This window comes from Pantoea sp. PSNIH1 (assembly GCF_007680655.1).
In the GTDB taxonomy this organism is placed as follows: domain Bacteria; phylum Pseudomonadota; class Gammaproteobacteria; order Enterobacterales; family Enterobacteriaceae; genus Pantoea; species Pantoea eucrina.
This window is the reverse complement of the sequence record NZ_VEIP01000009.1, coordinates 40,515-59,868: the sequence shown is the minus strand read 5'-3', so window position 1 is coordinate 59,868 and position 19,354 is coordinate 40,515. Positions and strand designations below refer to the sequence as shown.

At 54.8% G+C, this 19,354-nt stretch carries 20 protein-coding genes; 13 read left to right on the top strand and 7 right to left on the bottom strand.

Annotated elements, in window-relative coordinates:
* Positions 1-25: 25 nt before the first annotated feature.
* Complete coding sequence (gene tdh / locus FS690_RS16675; RefSeq protein ID WP_071668639.1) at positions 26-1,054, bottom strand: L-threonine 3-dehydrogenase; 1,029 nt, start codon at positions 1,052-1,054, stop codon at positions 26-28.
* Positions 1,051-2,262: a glycine C-acetyltransferase gene (locus tag FS690_RS16670; protein WP_039381234.1), complete on the bottom strand. Its 1,212-nt coding sequence runs from the start codon at positions 2,260-2,262 to the stop codon at positions 1,051-1,053. Before FS690_RS16670 ends, tdh begins: the two co-directional genes overlap by 4 nt.
* Positions 2,263-2,492: 230 nt before the next feature.
* Here FS690_RS16670 and rfaD point away from each other — a divergent pair, with 230 nt between their 5' ends.
* The 5 genes from rfaD (at position 2,493) to FS690_RS16645 (ending at position 7,495) form a co-directional block, all read left to right on the top strand.
* Positions 2,493-3,425 carry an ADP-glyceromanno-heptose 6-epimerase gene (gene rfaD, locus FS690_RS16665; RefSeq protein ID WP_039381236.1) on the top strand — a complete coding sequence of 311 codons (933 nt, stop codon included), beginning with the start codon at positions 2,493-2,495 and terminating at the stop codon, positions 3,423-3,425.
* A gap of 17 nt (positions 3,426-3,442) precedes the next feature.
* The gene (gene rfaF, locus FS690_RS16660; protein WP_145339928.1) at positions 3,443-4,501 is read left to right on the top strand and encodes an ADP-heptose--LPS heptosyltransferase RfaF; all 1,059 of its coding nucleotides are present in this window, start codon (positions 3,443-3,445) and stop codon (positions 4,499-4,501) included.
* Complete coding sequence (rfaC, locus tag FS690_RS16655) at positions 4,489-5,451, top strand: lipopolysaccharide heptosyltransferase RfaC (protein ID WP_145339927.1); 963 nt, start codon at positions 4,489-4,491, stop codon at positions 5,449-5,451. Before rfaF ends, rfaC begins: the two co-directional genes overlap by 13 nt.
* Complete coding sequence (locus FS690_RS16650; protein WP_145339926.1) at positions 5,452-6,360, top strand: sugar glycosyltransferase; 909 nt, start codon at positions 5,452-5,454, stop codon at positions 6,358-6,360.
* A gap of 148 nt (positions 6,361-6,508) precedes the next feature.
* Positions 6,509-7,495 (top strand): O-antigen ligase, encoded by a 987-nt coding sequence (locus tag FS690_RS16645; protein WP_186368997.1) that lies wholly within the window; start codon positions 6,509-6,511, stop codon positions 7,493-7,495.
* A 102-nt stretch (positions 7,496-7,597) separates the two neighbouring features.
* Here FS690_RS16645 and FS690_RS16640 read toward each other — a convergent pair whose 3' ends face one another.
* Positions 7,598-8,566 carry a deacetylase gene (locus FS690_RS16640; RefSeq protein WP_145339924.1) on the bottom strand — a complete coding sequence of 323 codons (969 nt, stop codon included), beginning with the start codon at positions 8,564-8,566 and terminating at the stop codon, positions 7,598-7,600.
* A 299-nt stretch (positions 8,567-8,865) separates the two neighbouring features.
* On the opposite strand from FS690_RS16640, the gene FS690_RS16635 reads away from it, so the two are divergent.
* The 8 genes from FS690_RS16635 to coaD all read left to right on the top strand — a co-directional run bounded on the left by FS690_RS16635 (position 8,866) and on the right by coaD (position 17,037).
* Positions 8,866-9,990 (top strand): glycosyltransferase, encoded by a 1,125-nt coding sequence (locus FS690_RS16635; RefSeq protein WP_145339939.1) that lies wholly within the window; start codon positions 8,866-8,868, stop codon positions 9,988-9,990.
* A gap of 42 nt (positions 9,991-10,032) precedes the next feature.
* A complete protein-coding gene (locus tag FS690_RS16630) occupies positions 10,033-11,142 on the top strand; it encodes a glycosyltransferase family 9 protein (protein ID WP_145339923.1) in 1,110 nt (369 codons plus the stop codon).
* Complete coding sequence (locus tag FS690_RS16625) at positions 11,139-12,140, top strand: glycosyltransferase (protein WP_145339922.1); 1,002 nt, start codon at positions 11,139-11,141, stop codon at positions 12,138-12,140. The genes FS690_RS16630 and FS690_RS16625 overlap by 4 nt, the downstream gene beginning before the upstream one ends.
* A gap of 72 nt (positions 12,141-12,212) precedes the next feature.
* Positions 12,213-13,289, top strand: coding sequence for a putative lipopolysaccharide heptosyltransferase III (gene rfaQ, locus FS690_RS16620; protein WP_039381252.1), 1,077 nt, complete (start codon positions 12,213-12,215; stop codon positions 13,287-13,289).
* A complete protein-coding gene (locus FS690_RS16615) occupies positions 13,282-14,415 on the top strand; it encodes a glycosyltransferase family 4 protein (protein WP_108570147.1) in 1,134 nt (377 codons plus the stop codon). Before rfaQ ends, FS690_RS16615 begins: the two co-directional genes overlap by 8 nt.
* 85 nt (positions 14,416-14,500) lie before the next feature.
* Positions 14,501-15,775: a lipid IV(A) 3-deoxy-D-manno-octulosonic acid transferase gene (waaA, locus tag FS690_RS16610; RefSeq protein WP_145339921.1), complete on the top strand. Its 1,275-nt coding sequence runs from the start codon at positions 14,501-14,503 to the stop codon at positions 15,773-15,775.
* A 3-nt stretch (positions 15,776-15,778) separates the two neighbouring features.
* Positions 15,779-16,555: a glycosyltransferase family 2 protein gene (locus tag FS690_RS16605; RefSeq protein WP_071668649.1), complete on the top strand. Its 777-nt coding sequence runs from the start codon at positions 15,779-15,781 to the stop codon at positions 16,553-16,555.
* Positions 16,552-17,037, top strand: a complete 486-nt coding sequence (gene coaD / locus FS690_RS16600) for a pantetheine-phosphate adenylyltransferase (protein WP_039381263.1) — start codon at positions 16,552-16,554, stop codon at positions 17,035-17,037. The genes FS690_RS16605 and coaD overlap by 4 nt, the downstream gene beginning before the upstream one ends.
* Here the strand turns inward: coaD and mutM are convergent, their stop codons facing one another.
* The 4 genes from mutM to radC form a co-directional block, all read right to left on the bottom strand.
* Positions 17,038-17,847, bottom strand: a complete 810-nt coding sequence (gene mutM / locus FS690_RS16595; RefSeq protein WP_039381267.1) for a bifunctional DNA-formamidopyrimidine glycosylase/DNA-(apurinic or apyrimidinic site) lyase — start codon at positions 17,845-17,847, stop codon at positions 17,038-17,040.
* Between the two features lie 78 nt (positions 17,848-17,925).
* Complete coding sequence (rpmG, locus tag FS690_RS16590; RefSeq protein ID WP_001051798.1) at positions 17,926-18,093, bottom strand: 50S ribosomal protein L33; 168 nt, start codon at positions 18,091-18,093, stop codon at positions 17,926-17,928.
* A gap of 11 nt (positions 18,094-18,104) precedes the next feature.
* Positions 18,105-18,341 (bottom strand): 50S ribosomal protein L28, encoded by a 237-nt coding sequence (gene rpmB / locus FS690_RS16585; RefSeq protein ID WP_010616494.1) that lies wholly within the window; start codon positions 18,339-18,341, stop codon positions 18,105-18,107.
* A gap of 243 nt (positions 18,342-18,584) precedes the next feature.
* Positions 18,585-19,241, bottom strand: a complete 657-nt coding sequence (radC, locus tag FS690_RS16580) for a DNA repair protein RadC (RefSeq protein ID WP_104086047.1) — start codon at positions 19,239-19,241, stop codon at positions 18,585-18,587.
* Positions 19,242-19,354 lie beyond the last annotated feature (113 nt).

The following is a 19,354-nucleotide window of genomic DNA, read 5'->3' as shown; positions in this document are numbered from 1 at the left end:
CTCCGGCCTGCGGGCCGGAGTCCGTTTAATCCCAGCTCAGCACCACTTTCCCTGACCGTCCGGAGCGCATGTCATCGAACCCCTGCTGAAACGCGTCGATGTGATAGCGGTGGGTGATCACCGGCGTAAGATCCAGTCCGGACTGGATTAACGCCGCCATCTTGTACCAGGTTTCAAACATCTCACGGCCATAGATACCTTTGATAAACAGGCCTTTGAAGATGACCAGATTCCAGTCGATCGACATATCGCCGGGTGGAATGCCCAGCAGCGCAATGCGTCCGCCGTGGTTCATGGTTTCCAGCATCGTGCGGAAAGCTGCCGGTGCGCCTGACATCTCCAGTCCGACATCAAATCCTTCGGTCATACCGAGATCCTGCATCACGTCGCGCAGATTTTCCTGCGCCACGTTAACCGCACGGGTCACGCCCATCTCGCGAGCCAGACTCAGACGGTATTCATTCACGTCAGTGATCACAACGTGACGGGCACCTACGTGCCTGCAGACGGCGGCAGCCATAATACCAATTGGCCCGGCGCCGCAGATCAGGACATCTTCACCGGGCAGATCAAATGACAGCGCGGTATGTACGGCGTTGCCAAACGGATCGAAGATGGCTGCCAGTTCGTCAGAAATGTTATCGGGAATTTTAAACGCGTTGTATGCCGGGATAACCAGATACTCCGCGAAGCAGCCCTGGCGATTGACCCCCACGCCCACCGTATTGCGGCACAGGTGCGTTCGCCCTGCCCGGCAGTTACGGCAGTGGCCGCAGGTAATATGCCCCTCTCCGGAAACGCGATCGCCAATGGCGAAGCCTTTCACCTCCTGTCCCATGCTAACCACTTCACCGACATACTCATGTCCGGTGATCATCGGGACCGGAATGGTTTTACGCGACCACTCATCCCAGTTGTAGATGTGGATATCCGTACCGCAAATAGCGGTTTTACGGATCTTAATCAGCAGATCGTTATGACCCGGTTCCGGCACCGGTGCATCCTGCACCATCCAGATCCCCTCTTCAGCTTTCAGTTTGGCAAGTGCTTTCATTTTTCTGCTCCTGCAGCAATCACGCCCAGCCGCTGGCCGACGCGGATAAAAGCGGCGATAGCCTGTTCCAGCTGCGCCTGCGTGTGAGCGGCAGACATCTGCGTGCGGATGCGCGCCTGACCCTGCGGCACCACCGGATAGAAAAAGCCGGTGACGTAAATGCCTTCCTGCTGCAGCAGCGTGGCAAATTGCTGCGCCACGTTAGCCTCACCCAGCATCACCGGAATAATGGCGTGATCGGCGCCGGCCAGCGTGAAGCCTGCCGCGGTCATCTTCTCCCGGAAAAAGCGCGCGTTATCCCATAGCCGCTGGCGCAGACCGTCACCCTCACTCAGCAGATCCAGCACCCGCAGCGAGGCCGCGACAATTGCCGGAGCCAGCGAGTTAGAAAACAGATAGGGACGAGCACGCTGACGCAGCCACTCCACGACCTCTTTTTTCGCGGCTACATAGCCGCCGGAGGCACCGCCCAGCGCTTTACCTAACGTTCCCGTGAGGATATCAACGCGATCCATCACGTCGCAGTATTCATGCGTGCCGCGCCCTGCTGCGCCGATAACGCCCACCGCATGAGAGTCATCGACAATGACCAGCGCATCAAACTCCTCCGCCAGGTCGCAAATCCCCTGCAGATTGGCAATCACACCATCCATAGAGAACACGCCATCGGTAGCGATCGCGATATGCCGGGCACCTTTATCACGCGCCTCCTGCAGACAGGTACGCAGCGCCTGCATATCGTTATTGGCGTAGCGATAGCGCTGCGCCTTACACAGGCGTATGCCATCAATGATGGAGGCGTGATTCAGCGCATCGGAAATAATGGCATCCTCCGGACCCAGCAGCGCCTCAAACAGGCCGCCGTTAGCGTCAAAACAGGAGGAGAAAAGAATAGACGCTTCCATACCAAGAAAGTCAGCCAGCTTACGCTCCAGCTGCTGATGCGTATCCTGCGTACCGCAGATAAAGCGCACCGACGCCATACCAAAGCCGTGGGAATCCATACCCTCTTTCGCTGCCTGAATCAGCGCCGGATGATTCGCCAGACCGAGATAGTTATTGGCACAAAAGTTAATGACCGGCGTGCCGTGATCAACGCTGATCTCCGCCTGCTGGGCTGACGTAATACGACGTTCCTGTTTGAACAATCCGTCCTGACGCGTTGTCTCAAGCTGCTGACGGATTTGCGAATAAAACTGATTGGACATGATTCTGCTCCTTAGATCGCAAATTACCGGAGCATCTTACTGAGCAAATAGCAGGCAGACGATATTTCAGCCAGTTAAATGTTCGTTTTGCAGCATAGTTCACGCCGTAGTCAGCGTTTGTGCGATACGCCTCACGCATCTGGCTGTCCGGAAAGGGCTGAAATGTTATGATGATGAGTATTCGTGCGTGAAACCTTCTGTTTCACCCTAACTGATTAAAGGCTAAGCATATGATTATCGTTACCGGCGGCGCTGGCATGATTGGCAGCAACATCGTTAAAGCGCTTAACGATCGCGGTCATAGCGACATTCTGGTCGTGGATAACCTGAAAGATGGCACCAAATTCGTCAATCTGGCGGATCTGGATATCGCTGATTATATGGATAAAGAGGAGTTTCTCTCTTACATCATGTCAGGCGAAGATCTGGGGCCGATTGAAGCGGTATTCCATCAAGGTGCCTGTTCCGCCACCACCGAGTGGGATGGCAAGTACATGATGGATAACAACTATCAGTACTCTAAAGATCTGCTGCATTTCTGCCTTGAGCGCGAGATCCCGTTTCTCTACGCCTCCTCTGCCGCGACCTATGGTGGCCGCAATGAGAACTTTATCGAAGAACGTCAGTATGAAGAGCCGCTGAACGTCTACGGCTATTCAAAAATGCTGTTCGATCACTACGTGCGTCAGATTCTGCCTGAAGCGGATTCGCCGGTGTGCGGTTTCCGCTATTTCAATGTGTATGGTCCGCGCGAAGGGCACAAAGGCAGTATGGCCAGCGTGGCGTTTCATCTGAATACGCAAATCAGCAACGGCGAGAACCCTAAGCTGTTTGAAGGCAGCGACAGCTTCCGCCGTGATTTTATCCATGTAGATGATGTTGTGGCTGTAAACCTGTGGTGCTGGGAGAACGGCGTATCCGGTATCTATAACTGCGGCACCGGACGCGCGGAATCGTTCCAGGAAGTGGCTGATGCCGTGCTTAAATTCCATCAGCAGGGCCAGATTGAGTACATTCCTTTCCCGGATAAACTCAAAGGACGCTATCAGGCATTTACCCAGGCCGATCTGACAAAACTGCGTGAAGCGGGCTATGACAAGCCATTTAAGACTGTCGCACAGGGCGTGGGCGAGTACATGGCCTGGCTGAATCGCAACGCATAAGGACACCCGCATCAGCGATGAAAATTCTGGTTATTGGCCCTTCCTGGGTCGGCGATATGATGATGTCGCAAAGTCTCTATCGCACTCTCAAGGTGGCGCATCCTGATGCGGTCATTGATGTGATGGCACCCGCGTGGTGCCGCCCGCTGCTGTCACGCATGCCGGAAGTGAATCAGGCGCTGGCGATGCCGCTGGGGCACGGCGCGCTGGCGCTGGGCGAACGCCGTCGTCTCGGCAAAACCCTGCAGGCCAGCGGTTACGATCGCGCTTACGTATTGCCGAACTCGTTTAAATCGGCGCTGGTCCCCTTTTTCGCCGGCATACCGCGCCGCACCGGCTGGCGCGGTGAAATGCGTTACGGCGTGCTCAATGATGTGCGGGTACTGGACAAAGCGGCGTTTCCGCTAATGGTAGAGCGCTATGTTGCCCTGGCGTATGACACGCCGGTAACCTCCGCTCAGCAGCTGCCACAGCCGCTGCTATGGCCGCAGCTGCGCGTAGAGGACGACGAAAAGCGCATGACGGCCGCGCAGTTTGGCCTCTCCGCCGATCGTCCGGTTATCGGCTTTTGTCCGGGAGCAGAGTTTGGACCGGCGAAACGCTGGCCGCATTATCACTATGCTGCCCTGGCGGAACAGCTGATCGCAGAAGGCTACCAGGTCGTGCTGTTTGGCTCAGCCAAAGATCGCGACACCGGCGAGTCGATTCTGCAGGCGCTGCCTGAGCCGTTGCGTGCGCACGGCAAAAATCTGGCGGGTGAGACGCAGCTGGAGCAGGCCGTGATCCTGCTCGCCCACTGTCGCGCCGTGGTCAGCAACGATTCCGGTCTGATGCACATTGCGGCAGCGCTCAACCGGCCGCTGGTCGCGCTGTATGGCCCGAGCAGCCCGGATTTCACGCCGCCGCTTTCCCGTCAGGCCCGCGTTATCCGGCTAATCAGCGGCTATCACAAAGTGCGTAAAGGCGATGCCGCTGAGGGTTATCATCAGAGCCTGATCGACATTACCCCTGCGCGCGTGCATCAGACCCTGAGCGCGCTGCTACAGCCGGCGCAGGAGCAGACATGCACGTTTTAATCGTTAAAACCTCTTCGATGGGAGATGTTCTCCATACGCTACCCGCGCTTACTGACGCGATGCAGGCGCTGCCAGGTATCCGCTTTGACTGGGTAGTAGAAGAGAATTTTGCTCAGATCCCCGGCTGGCATCCTGCCGTAGATAAAGTCCTGCCGGTTGCGATCCGTCGCTGGCGCAAACACTGGTTTGGCAGTCAGCAGCGCGAAGAGCGCGTCGCGTTTAAGCGCAATTTGCAGTCGCGACAGTATGATGTGGTTATTGACGCACAGGGCCTGATTAAAAGCGCAGCCCTGGTGACGCGTCTGGCAACCGGCACGAAGCATGGTCTGGACAGCCGCAGCGCGCGTGAGCCTTTTGCGAGCTGGTGGTACGACAGGCGCCATGAGGTCAGCAAGCAGCAGCATGCCGTTGAGCGCACGCGTGAGCTGTTTGCGAAAAGTCTGGGCTATGAAAAGCCTGCCACCCAAGGCGATTACGCCATCGCGGCACATTTTCTGACTCCCCGGACCGAAGCAGCCCCCTCGTGGCTGGTGTTTCTGCACGCCACAACCCGCGACAATAAACACTGGCCGGAAGCGCACTGGCGTGAGCTGATCAGGCTGCTGCAGCCCACCGGCCTGCAAATCAGGCTGCCGTGGGGTGCGATACATGAACAGCAGCGTGCACAGCGGCTGGCAGAGGGCTTTTCCCATGTGGAAGTCCTGCCGAAACTGACGCTGGAGCAGGTGGCGCAGCAGCTGGCAGGCGCGCGCGCAGTGGTCTCCGTCGACACCGGGCTCAGCCATCTGACCGCCGCGCTGGACAGACCCAATATTACGCTGTTCGGTCCCACCGATCCGGGTCTGATTGGCGGTTACGGCAGAAACCAGCATGCGCTGATCGGTAAGAATGGTTCTATGCAGGATATCGCAGCAAGTCAGGTTATTGATAAGCTGAAGGAAATTTTGTAGATGCGATCTTTTTTTAAACAATTATATCGCTATACGCACAGCAGAGGCCTGAGGCATAACGAAAATTTGTGGCCACATTTCTCCATCAAACGTGCTCCGGAAGGGCACATTAGTCAGCTCTTTTGGAAAAAAAGAGAAATTAATATAAAACCACTGGACTCTGCACTAAAAGCTGCAACAACGGATGTAACAATCGTTGCCACCGGTCCATCGGTCAGAGATACAGATTTTACATTATTAAGCAACACGACGTTTATTGGGGTAAATGGGGCTTATGAATTGCGAAAAGCGATAAGCTTTAGTTTTTATATTATTGTGGACAGGGATTTCATAAAGAACAGGTTCGATATTATCGAGAAGATAATTAACGACACTCAGTTAACATTGTTAATAACACTGCACTGCCTGAATGATTTACTCCTCAAAAAAAGCAGTGGAGATATACGCTGCGGTTTAACGATCATTGAAGATGTTAGCTATAAAATTTATCAGGAAAAGGTTAACCCAGAAGATTACACTACCGTTTATGGAAAATATCCAGAGTTCGATATCTATCCTGCAAGCCCGCAAACTGGTTTTTCATGGGATATCAGAAAAGGAATATTCGATGCCGGGACAGTAGCCTATTGGGCATTGCAGGTAGCGGTGTGGCTGGGAGCTACACGGATATTTTTAGCGGGTGTAGATATGAATAATTTTTCTCTGCCCAGATTCTACGAAAACGAAAATGATAAGCAGCCAAGCTTCCTGCAGCTGAACTTTGAAAAATTAATAAAACCTGCTTTTTGTAAGGCCAGTAAGGGTCTGCAGAAAAAGGGCATAACAGTATATAACCTATCAATGGAAAGCGGATTGAGCGATTCAATTTTTAAAAAGGCAAGACTAAATGAACTTTTCCCTAAAAAATAACTTATCAGAGAGAATCGCTTCTTTCTCTTTTATGTCTTTTATTTTCTTGCTTGTCATTTTTACTGACATCGGAAAAATAAACAATTTATTCTATATATCCTTCATTTCGATGGTTTTATGTATTTTTTCCTTTAAAAAAAGGAAAATAATGGCAGAACCTATCAACTGGCGCCCCTATATTCTTGTAGGTTTTTTCCTTTTCTACTATAGTCTGTCTAATGTGTGGTCTGATAATCCTTCAAATTTTTTCTCTGCATTAAAACACTCTTGTTATCTGCTTTTTGTCCTGTACATCTGCAATCATATAATTAACAGATATGGATCAGTGGCTTTTTTTTCCGTAATTTTTTCCGCAAGCCTTATTCTTTTGGCGTTAACTATGTTCATGGTTAATAAAAGTCATTTATTATCAGGCCGACTTGGGCATGCTTTTTTTGCAGCACCTCCTAACGTTATTGATTTAGGCGGATACTTTGCTATTGGAATTTTGAGCGGTCTCATTGTAGCCCGTGAGTCAGGAAGGCACTGGATTTATTTTCTTTGTGCCTTACTTTTTATCGGACTGCTTTTGACACAAAGTCGCGGACCGCTTTTATCGCTATTAATAGCTCTTGCTATCACCCTTACTAATTATAAAAAATATCATATCAAAAGCATTACATACATAATGTTAGCCATAGTTATAATTGGCATTTTCTTTTTTGTTAGTGATTATGGCCATCAGTTTTGGCTGAGAATAATTGCATCTTATAAACAAAGCTTCATCCGCTTTGGTATTTGGGAGCATGGTATTAAAGAAGGTCTGACCCATCCATTTTTTGGGTGGGGGTTTGATAAAGAACTACGCTTTATAAATAGCATCAGGCAGCCTGTAACCACTACACATAGTGTTTATGTTGCTGCTTTCCTTAAGGGTGGCTTAGCAGGATTAGCGCTCCTGTTTGTCGTTATTGCCAGCGCTCTATTGCAGGCATATAAGAAATTTCGTCATGGCAAAGAGCTTGAGGCTGCACTCTATATATTTTCACTGGTGTTTATCTCGACTCAGGGAATGTTTGTTATCAGCGGACCAGCAGAAATGTGGATTCTTTTCTGGATACCGCTAGCAGTAGTGCTTACTAAGCAAGAAAAATAAAATATGGCTGGCAGAAAGCTATTTCTGCCAGCCACACCTTCTCAATAGCATTAGTAATCTATACCTGAAGAGCCGGTTCAGAAAGCGCAAATCTGAAACGCATCAGCGTGCATGAGCTTTTTTATGCAAGGCATACTCTGTCAGCGTCATTCCCTGTACACGCGGCTGAAGCCAGATAAACAGCTGCTCCAGATCGTCGTACAGCCTGTCGATGTCCGCCTCCGTTTTAAACGTGGGGCTGCCGTCTGGCATGAATTCAGAGGAGTGCAGCATAAACTCGATGTAATCACTGCCCTGATCGAGCGTCTGCGCAGCAACCTTTTTCATTTCATTCAGGTTGCCGCCGGTCGGGCGCAGCCAGTTAACTGAGGGACCACGCGGCTTGCCACGCAGCTGATTCCACGCCTTTTTAAACTGGTTGGTCATCGCGCCATAGCGATACTGAATGCTCATGGGCAACTCCAGCAGCGAACTGTTACCCGGCTTTGAGATATCGCTGGTGTCTATATAGTAAGCGCGATCGGGGAAATGACTATAGTCGGTTCCTCCGCTCCCCTGCGGGGCGCCGGATGAATTACGCCAGCTGACCCGGGGCGTCACGGAGCAGTCAACCAGATAACCGTTATCGATTAAAGCCTGCGCATAAACTTCGTTAAAGGCCCAGCGACCGGCGCGATGACTGGTCATTTTTTGCTGAAATGCATCCTCCAGCAACGCCGTCATAAAGGCGACCTTATCGCGTAAAACGGACTCAGGATACTCAATCAGATAGGGTTGATAACGCCAGTCATCCTGCGTCAGTTTATATTCCGGCGGGCTATACCAGGCGTGAAGATGCATACCGATCTCCCCCTGTCCGCGGGCCAGTAGATCCTGTCCGAACTCTACATAGGCAGGATCGCTCGCCATCTCGTAATTCGTCAGCCAGGTGGGTTTGAAGCCATACTTTTCGCACAGCATCTGAAAGCGGGGCAGGAAGCTGACATTATGCGTTGTCACCTTTCCGCTGCGGTTGCGCCACAGGTTATCGCCTTCCGTATCCAGGGTAATCAAAAAGGCAGGCTTTTCCATAACTTGTCCGGTATATTTCACTGTTATCGTCACTATGGTACGCACCGCCTGTGGCAGGCGCAAACTTTTCCAGCGCCGCTGGCCGGGTCAGGGAGCAGCGCTCTGATTAAACCAGAATAGCGTGAATAAAAAGCAGGGCGGATTTATCTTTAGCTGCTTACCGCGCGCAGTTATGGCAGACTTTTTACAGCATTCGTTCATTTGCCGATAAACGTACTCATATCGGAAAGATAATAGATCAGTTTCACCACCAGGCTGACAGGCAGGCAGAGGTAGATAATTTGTCGAAACGCATTTTAATGGTGATCGATGGTTTGCCCGGCGGCGGCGCCGAAAAAGTCGTCTTAACGCTGGCTGAGGGTTTTATTTCCCTGGGACATCGTGTCTCGATTTTCTCTCTGCGAAAAATATGCGATTACCCTATCCCTGCAGGCGTGGATTATCAGGTGGTGTGCGATCACAGCGTCCGCCCGTGGCGAAAAATGACAGAAACCGTACGCCGTGCGCGCTTGCTGGATGAGGCGGTACGCCAGAGTGAAGCGCTGAACGGCAAGTTCAGTTTAATCTTTTCCCACTTGCACAAAACCGATCGCATTGTCAGGCGAGCCCGATCGCTTGATTCAGCTAAAACCTGGTACTGCCTGCACGGCGTCTTTTCTGCCTCCTATCTGGGACGTAAAACAGGTTTTTCCCGCTGGTTAAAGCAGCTAAAAATACGTTATGTCTATCAGGGGCGTCAGCTGGTCAGCGTGTCGCAATATGTTATCGATGATCTGATAAAGAATGTCGGCGTCAGGCCACGCCTGACCCGCGTTATTTTCAATCCTTTCGACTTCGATCGGCTTGACGAGCTGGCGGCCGGGCCCTGCCCGCTGGCCGGCCAGAATTACCTTGTCCACGTAGGACGCATTCATGAGGCGAAACGTCAGGACCGCTTGCTTGAGGCCTATGCACGCAGCGGCATAATGGCTCCCCTGGTGTTGCTGGGTCAGGGCAGCGCGAAACTCCTGGAGGCGTTACGCCAGCAGGCACGGGACCTGGGAATTTCAGAGCGCGTCTGCTTCGAAGGCTTTCAGCAAAACCCCTATCCGTGGATCCGCCATGCTCAGATGCTGGTTATGAGTTCAGATAGCGAAGGGTTTGGCAATGTGCTGGTTGAGGCTTTACACTGCGGCACGGCGGTGGTCAGTACACGCTGCCCCGGTGGCCCGGCTGAGATTCTGACTGGCCCGCTCTCCCGCTGTCTGGCCGATCTGAACGCCGCGTCGCTGGCAGAAAAAATGCGCGATGTGTATGCCAGCCCCCCCGATTTGCAGCACCTCGATTTGAGCATTTATAGTCTGGCTACTATTTGTCAGCAATATCTGCAGCTGGATCCTGTAACAGAAACATCATTTTCAACGGCACGCCATGTTTCGAATTAATAAATCCCCGGTGGGATGCGGCCAGAATATGGGGATAATTGCTTGACCTACATTATTATATTTATCATTTTTTGCCCGATTAAATGGGTAATGAAGCTGTTCCGGACGCGTAGCGGAAAAAACCTGGTCATTCAGACCGCCAAAATTGGCGATTTTATTAATATCACTCCGCTGCTCACGCACCTCGGGAAAAGCGATGCGCTGCTGAGCAGAAGCGTTGCGCCGCTCGCCAGCAATGACGCTACCCTTGAACACATCTGGTATATCGAAGAGTATCGTTCTGGCCTGCTGAAAAAGCTCAGGTTAGTCTGGCATCTGCTCAATCGCTACGACAACGTTTATCTGCTGCACCCGACCAACCTGAATCTGTTTATTGCCGCCTGCTGCAATGCGGATAATAAGCAGTTTCTGTCCAGCTATCGCCGCAAGGGATATCAGAACCTCTTCTATTACACCGCAAGCGGCGAAGTGCAGCATGAAAAAAATACGCTGACGCTGGAAAACTATCTGAAGCTGGCCGATCGCTCTTTCACCAAAGAGAGCTACCCCAAACACGCGACGCTGCCGCTATGGCAGCCTGCTTCCCTGCCCGCAGAGATCACAGCGTGCGCGGGAACGCGTATCGGTATCAGTGTGACCGCCGGTAATCAGGCTAAAACCATTCCGCCAGCTATCTGGCAGCGTTTGTTTGACCACCTGAGCGATCTTCACTGCACCTTTTTTGCTTTTGGTGCGCCAAATGAACAATCGCGCGTTCAGGAGCTATTCAAAACAGCCGGGCATCGCGACAACCTGATCAGTCTGGTGGGGAAAGTGTCGCTGGAAGCGCTGCCGGCCGTTATCGGCGAAATGGATTTTTATATCGCCTCCGATTCCGGCAATGTGTACATCGCTGATGCACAGCAGGTACCGGTGATTCTGATTTATGGTCCCTGCTGCGTAGAAGAGCAGAGGCCGCTGGGCGATGTACTGCTGATTGGTCCTGACCATATCGCGCCCTCTTCTTTTGTATTTGATGCGCAATATAAATTCGCGCATCCGGTTGAACAGCTTTTCAACCTGGATCAGCGTAAGCTGAGTGATATCCACGATTTTATTCGCACCCGACAGCAGCAGCGTCTGGCGCGCCGAAACAATGAAATGACCTCATGACAGTCCAGCCAGAACATTCCACACCATTACTCAGCCTTATCATCCCGATGTTTAATGCCGGCACTGAGTTTGCTGCCTGCCTCCAGGCGCTGTTAGCGCAGACGCTGACCGACCTTGAGATCATCATCGTCGATGATGGCTCAACTGACGGCTCCGGCGAGCAGGCAGACGCTTACGCTGCACGCTATCCGCATATCCGTGTGATCCATCAGGCCAACGGCGGCGTGTCACGGGCGCGAAATGCCGGCCTGGCGATCGCACGTGGTAAGTACGTCAGCTTTCCCGACGCCGATGACACCATGGATGCGGCGATGTATCAGACGCTGACGGAGATGGCAGAGCGTGATGGACTCGATGCAGCACAGTGCAACGCCGAGTGGTATTTCAAAGCGAGCCAGCGTACCAGACCGCTTATTCCTCACGATCGTCTCACCAGCACCGCTGTGCTGAGCGGACCTGAGTGGCTGAACACCGCGCTCAGAACGCGGCGTTACATGCATGTAGTCTGGCTGGGCATTTATCGCCGTGAGCTGATTACGCGCTGCAATCTGCTGTTTGAGCCGGGACTGCATCATCAGGATATTCCCTGGACCACGGAATTTATGTTTAACGCCACGCGCGTGCGCTATACCGATCGCGTGCTCTATCGCTACTACATGCATGACGCTTCCATCAGCAACCGTAAACGCACCGGCCAGCGCAACGTAGAGTATCAGCGTCACTATCTGAAAATTGCCCGGATGCTGGAAGAGCTGAACCAGCGTTATCGCCGTCATATCCGCATTTATCCGGCATTTCACTACCAGATCACGCATGAAGCGCTCAGCGTCTGTCACGCTATCCGGCGCGAGCCTGAAGCGGAAGCACGGCAGGCGATGCTGGCGGATCTGTTCAGTACAGGGACGCATAAACGTATGCTGCGCAATGCGCGCGGCCTGAAACAGTGGTATCAGCTGCTGCTGTGGCTGAGCCGCATTTATCGCTGGCGCCAGAAATAAGCACCACTGCTCGCTTTAACCCCTTTCGGGTTTGCCCTACAATCGGCTCACTGAATCCTGAGATCAATAAGTATGGCAAGCCCGATTCCAGCCCGGTTCACACCACAATCTATTTTAGTGATCAAACTGCGCCATCATGGTGACATGCTGCTGACAACGCCTGTCATCAATGCGCTGCGCGCGCGTTATCCTGATGCACATATCGATGTGCTGCTCTATAAAGAAACCCGGCCGATGCTGGAAGCGCATCCGGCAATTCGCCAGCTGCATATTATCGATCGCAGCTGGAAAAAAGAGGGCAGCCTGCAGAAACTGCGCCATGAACTGGCGCTGCTCTCCGCCGTTCGCGCCTGCCGCTACGATCTGGTGATCAACCTCGCCGACCAGTGGCGCAGCGCCATTATTACCGGCCTGTCAGGTGCTGCGGTGCGCATCGGCTTTGCCTATCGCAAACGCGACAACGCCCTCTGGCGCTGGTGCCACAATCAGCGCGTCCCTACCACCCGGCATCATCAGCTGCATACGGTTGAACAGAATATGAGCGCGCTGGCTCCGCTCGGAATCGACGTAACAAATGCAGTCGCGTCGATGCATTTCAGCGAAGCCGATCGGCAGAAAGTAGATGTTTTGCTGGCGCAGCAGCAGATCGCCGGGCCGTTTATTGTGCTGCAGCCTACGTCGCGCTGGGTATTTAAATGCTGGGACGATGAAAAGATGGCGCAGCTGATCACGGCGCTCTCTGATGAAGGGCATACCCTGGTGCTGACGGCAGCGCCGGATAAAAAAGAGCTGGCGATGATAGCGCATATTCAGTCGCTCTGCTCCGCCTCACGCGTGGTATCCCTTGCCGGCCAGCTGTCGCTGCCGCAGCTGGCCGCGCTAATCGACGCGGCGCAGCTCTTTATTGGTGTCGACTCTGCGCCGATGCATATGGCCGCGGCGCTGGATACGCCCTGCCTGGCGCTGTTCGGACCGACAAAGCTGCAGCACTGGCGCCCGTGGGGCAATAATAACCGGGTGATCTGGGCAGGTGATTATGCACCGCTGCCGTCGCCCGACTCGATCGACACCCGCACGGAGCAGCGCTATCTTTCCGCGATTCCGGTCGCCGATGTGCTGACCGCCGCAAGGAGCTATTTGCATGAATAAAATACGTCTGGCTATCGTCCGGCAGAAATATCGCCCGGACGGCGGGGCCGAACGCTTTATTTCACGCGCGCTGGAAGCGCTGGATAGCGAGCAGCTGGATCTCAATATCATTACCCGCAGCTGGCAGGGCGCGCCCAATCCCGCCTGGCATCTGCATATCTGCAACCCGGCAAAGTTTGGCCGTATCTCCCGCGAACGCGGTTTTGCACGTGCAGCGCGCGCCTGCTGGGAGCGGGAGCAGTTTGACCTTGTTCAGAGTCACGAGCGCATCGCCGGGTGCGATATTTTTCGTGCCGGCGACGGCGTGCATCGGGTCTGGTTAGAGCAGCGGGCGCGCATTGTTTCCCCGTGGCAGCGTCTGAGCGCAGCGCTCAGCCCGTACCATCGCTATGTGCTGCAGGCTGAAGCGGAGATGTTTAACGACCCGTCACTCAAAGCGGTGATCTGCAACTCTGAGATGGTGAAGCGGGATATCCTGCGCCATTTCACGCTGGATGCCGGCAATATTCACGTGATCCACAATGCCATTGACAGCAAACGCTTTCAGCCCGCGACATCCAGCCTGCGCCATGCGGCGCGCCATCAGCTGCGGCTGCCGCAGGACGCGCACGTGATGATCTACGTCGGCTCCGGGTTTGAGCGCAAGGGGCTGAAAGCAGCAATTGAAGCGGTGGCGCAAACCGATCGCTATCTGATTGTGGTCGGTCAGGATAAACAGCTGTCGCGCTATCAGCAGCTGGCAAACCAGCTTAACTGTCTTGACCGCCTGCGCTTTGCCGGCGTTCAGCAGGATGTGCAGCCGTTCTATCACGCCGCCGATGCGCTGCTGCTGCCAACGCTGTACGATCCGTTTCCGAATGTGGTTCTGGAAGCCATGGCCTGCGGACTGGCGGTGATCACCAGCACTGGCTGCGGCGGAGCCGAGTTTATCCGCCAGGGTGAAGAGGGCTTTGTCTGCGACGCGCTGGATATTCGCGCGTTAAAAGAGGCCGTGCTGGCGGTGCCTGCCCTGTCAGATGACAACCGTATGGGCGCCGCCGCCCGCCGCCGGGTGGAACCTTACGGGCCTGAGCGGCTGGCAGATGCGCTGACCTCGCTCTACCAGCGCGTGCTGAGCCAGCGCTGACGAAGTGATGTGAGCAGGCGGTGAATTTCTGATAGTATGCCGCCTTTCTCCGGTTTTTTGACGCGAATATGTCGTAACGATAACTATGACGACCCTGTATACCGCCCTGCTCTATCTGATTCAGCCATTTATCTGGCTGCGCCTGTGGCTGCGCGGTCGCAAAGCGCCGGCCTACCGTAAACGCTGGGCTGAGCGATATGGCTACTGCACCGGCAAGGTTGAGCCGCACGGTATCGTGCTGCATTCAGTATCGGTAGGTGAAACGCTGGCTGCAGTACCGCTGGTGCGGGCGCTGCGCCATCGCTATCCGTCACTGCCCATCACCGTGACCACCATGACGCCCACCGGCTCAGAGCGCGCGCAGTCGGCATTTGGTAAAGATGTGCACCATGTTTACCTGCCGTACGATCTGCCCGGTGCCATTAACCGGTTTCTGGATACGGTTGATCCGCGTCTGGTGATCATCATGGAAACCGAGCTGTGGCCAAATATCATTCGCATCCTGCACCAGCGCGAGATTCCGCTGGTCATCGCCAACGCCCGTCTCTCTGAGCGTTCCGCCCGCGGCTATAAAAAGCTGGGTGGCTTTATGCGCGATCTGCTGCAGAGCATCACGCTTATCGCGGCGCAGAACAGCGAAGATGGCGACCGCTTTCTCAGCCTGGGCCTGAAACGGTCGCACCTGGCGGTCACCGGCAGCCTGAAATTTGATATCTCCGTTACGCCAGAGCTGGCGGCCAGAGCCGTTACGCTGCGGCGTCAGTGGGCATCGCGCCGTCCGGTGTGGATTGCCACCAGCACTCACGAAGGTGAAGAGGCCATCGTGCTGGATGCCCACCGCCAGCTGCTGCTGCAGTTTCCCGATCTGCTGCTGATCCTGGTGCCGCGTCATCCGGAACGCTTTAAGGATGCGTGCCATCTGACGCAAAAGCGCGGCTTTACGTTTATGCTGCGCAGCAGCGGTGCGGTTCCTTCCGCCGCCACACAGGTCGTGATTGGCGACACCATGGGCGAGCTGATGCTGCTGTATGGCATTGCCGACCTCGCTTTTGTCGGCGGCAGTCTGGTTGAACGCGGCGGTCATAACCCGCTCGAACCTGCTGCTCATGCCATCCCGGTGTTGATGGGGCCGCACACCTGGAACTTCAAAGATATCTGCGCCAAATTGCAGCAGGCAGAGGGGCTGATCACGGTCAGCGACGCCGCTGCGCTGGAGAAAGAGGTCGCCAATCTGCTGCAGGATGATGACTATCGTCGCTATTATGGCCGTCACGCCGTTGAGGTTTTGCATCAGAATCAGGGCGCGCTGCAGCGCCTGCTGCAGCTGCTGGAGCCTCATCTGCCACCGCGAGCACACTAATTTATGTCACAACGCCAACGTCTTTCGGTCGTGATGATCGCCCGGAATGAAGCTGAACTTCTGCCTGACGCGCTGGCATCTGTTGCCTGGGCCGATGAAATTATCCTGCTCGATTCGGGCAGCAGTGACGCCACTGCAGAGATTGCCCGGGCGCAGGGCGCGCAGGTGTATGAAGCGCTGCCGTGGGCAGGCTATGGCAAGCAGCGCCAGCGCGCGCAGGCATTCGCTACCGGAGAGATGATCCTGATGCTGGATGCTGACGAGCGCGTGACTCCGGCGCTGCGCCGCTCAATTGAGCAGGTGCTGTGCCAGCCGCCTTCTGCCACGGTTTATAGCCTTAGCCGCAGCAATTTTTTCCTCGGCCGTTTTATGCGTCACAGCGGCTGGTATCCGGATCGCGTGATGCGTCTCTATCCGCGCCATCTCAGCTATAACGACAATCTGGTGCATGAGTCGCTGGAGACGCAGGGCGCGCCCGTGGTGGCGCTGCCTGGCGATCTGGCGCACCTCACCTGCCGCGATCTGATAACGTTTCAGCGTAAGCAGATGAACTATGCCGAAGCCTGGGCGCAGGAGCGCTTTCAGCGCGGCAAGCGCTGCGGCCTGTTCGCTATTTTCTCCCATACGCTGGGGGCGTTTGCTAAAACGCTGCTGCTGCGCGCCGGCTTTCTTGACGGGAAGCAGGGCTGGATCCTGGCAGTGGTTAACGCACAGTACACGTTCAATAAATATGCCGCGCTCTGGGCGCTGCACCATACTTCTGCACAAGGCCGCGTATGAGTACGAAAGCGATATATCCCGGCACGTTTGACCCGATGACGCTCGGACACCTTGATATTGTCACGCGCGCGGCCCGCATGTTTGATCGCCTGGTCGTGGCGATTGCTGCCAGCCCCGGTAAGAAACCGCTGTTTACGCTGGACGAACGCGTCGATTTAGCGCGTCAGGCCACAGCGCACCTGACTAACGTTGAGGTCGTGGGCTTTAATGAGCTGATGGCTGATTTTGCCCGGACGCAGCAGGCGAACGTACTGGTCCGCGGCGTGCGGGCGGTGGCTGATTTTGAGTACGAATCACAGCTGGCACAGATGAACCGCCATCTGCTGCCCGCGCTGGAAACGGTGTTTCTGCTGCCGTCGCAGGGCTTCTCATTTGTGTCGTCATCGCTGGTTAAAGAGGTGGCGCGTCACGGCGGTGACGTACAGGCATTCCTGCCTGCCGTCATTCATCAGGCGCTGCTGGCCAGACTGCAGCAGCCGTGATCAGTGCTGGCAGTGCGGACACCAGAAGGTGCTGCGCTGTCCATGCCGGCCGCTGAGGATCGGCGTGCCGCAGGCGCGGCAGGGTTCGCCAGCGCGGCCGTAAACCTGCAGCTGCTGAGCAAAATAGCCAGGCTTTCCGTCGGTCTGTAAAAAATCGCGCAGCGTGGTGCCTCCCTGCTCAATGGAGCGCAGCAGCACCGCTTTTATCGTGTCCACCAGCAGCGTCGCTTCCGCCTCGCTCAGGCTTCCCGCCGCCCGATCCGGCAGTATACCGGCGGTGAACAGCGACTCACTGGCGTAAATATTGCCCACCCCGACCACAATTTTATTGTCCATCAGCCACTGCTTGATGGCGGTACGCTTGCCGCGCGAGCGGGTAAACAGATAGTCACTGCTGAAGGCGTCGCTCAGCGGCTCCGGTCCAAGATGGGCCAGCACGCTGCTGCCCGCCGGATCGGCGCTCCAGAGCCACGCGCCAAAACGTCGCGGATCGGTATAGCGCAGCACTTTGCCGTTACTCATGACCAGATCGACATGGTCATGCTTTTCTGCCGGCTGTTCACCGGGCAGAATGCGCAGGCTGCCGGACATGCCGAGATGAATGATGATCCAGCCATGGGGCAGCTCCAGCAGCAGATACTTTGCCCGCCGCTGCACGCTCAGTACCGGCTGATCGCTCAGCGCGTGTATTTCACTGGAAACCGGCCAGCGCAGGCGCCCATTGCGCACAATAGCGTGCAGAATGGTTTCCCCCACCAGGTGAGGCTCAATACCGCGTCGGCTGGTTTCTACCTCAGGTAATTCAGGCATCGCATCTCCTCAACGTGTTGACATAGCGCACAAACAAAAAACCCGGCCGGAGCCGGGTTTTTCGCAAGAACACCAAAATTACTTAATTTTGGCTTCTTTGTAGATCACGTGCTGGCGTACAACCGGATCGAACTTTTTCAGTTCCAGTTTCTCAGGTTTAGTACGCTTGTTCTTCGTGGTGGTATAGAAGTGACCTGTACCAGCAGAGGAAACCAGCTTGATCTTCTCACGAATACCTTTAGCCATGATTCAGTTCCTTAGTACTTCTCACCACGGGCGCGGATTTCGGCCAGAACCGTATCGATGCCCTTTTTATCAATAACACGCATACCTTTAGCAGATACACGCAGAGTAACGAAGCGCTTCTCGCTCTCAACCCAGAAACGGTGAGAGTGCAGGTTCGGCAGGAAACGGCGTTTCGTCGCGTTCATTGCGTGGGAACGGTTGTTACCGGTCACCGGACGCTTTCCAGTTACCTGGCAGACTCGTGACATTTCTATTCTCCAAAAATCAAATCAGCTCGAGCTTTAAAAACATAGGTTTTGGCCGCCTCGTCAGGCCTTAGCCCGCCAGGCGAGTTCCATGTGAACCCGCTAAGCTGGCCCAAACGCCAAACCCGAGATTCTCAAAGGTGGCGTAGTATACGCCGCTCAGCTCAAGTGCTCAAGTCCCGAACAGATAAAGATCCCTCCGGATCGCGCAAAAACGCCGCATTTCTGCCCGATTGAGGCGTAAAACTATAGCCAGCCGCGCTCAGCGAATGAGGTAAACTCGCCGTGACCGATCACCAGATGGTCCAGCAGGCGAATACTCAGCAGCGCGCAGGCCTGGGCAATTTTGGTGGTAATTTCCCGATCGGCACGGCTCGGATCGGCGTGTCCCGAAGGGTGATTGTGCGCCAGAATCACCGCTGCAGCGTTAATTTTCAGCGCTTCCCGCACAATTTCGCGCGGATGAACCTCCACGCTGCTGATTGAGCCGGAAAACATCTTCTGCGCCTGCAATACGCGATGCTGGTTATCAAGAAACAGCACCATGAAAATCTCCCGCTTCTCATGGGCCAGTACGCTTTGCAGATAGTGACGTGTGACCTGCGGATTCTCCATCACATTTTCACGCGCCAGCTGGCTGGCAAAAAAACGCCGTCCCAGCTCGGCTATCGCGTGCAGCTGGGTCAGCTTTGCCCGGCCAACGCCTTTAATCAGGCTCAGTTCTCGCTCGCTGGCGGTCATGATGCGATACAGTGAGCCAAACTCATTGAGCATCTGCCGCGCCAGCGTCATAACGCTGATGCCGCGCGTACCGGTGCGCAGAAAAATCGCCAGCAGCTCGGCATCATCCAGCGACTCTGCGCCCGCCTGTATCAGTTTTTCCCGTGGTGCCAGTTTCTTCATTGCGCTACTCCCTGTGGCGGAGCGTCAGGATGCGCGCTGGCGGTCAGCGATGCCAGTGCTGCATTTCTCTTTTCAGAGATGCCTCGCAAAGGGCACGGTCGGTGAACAGGCGG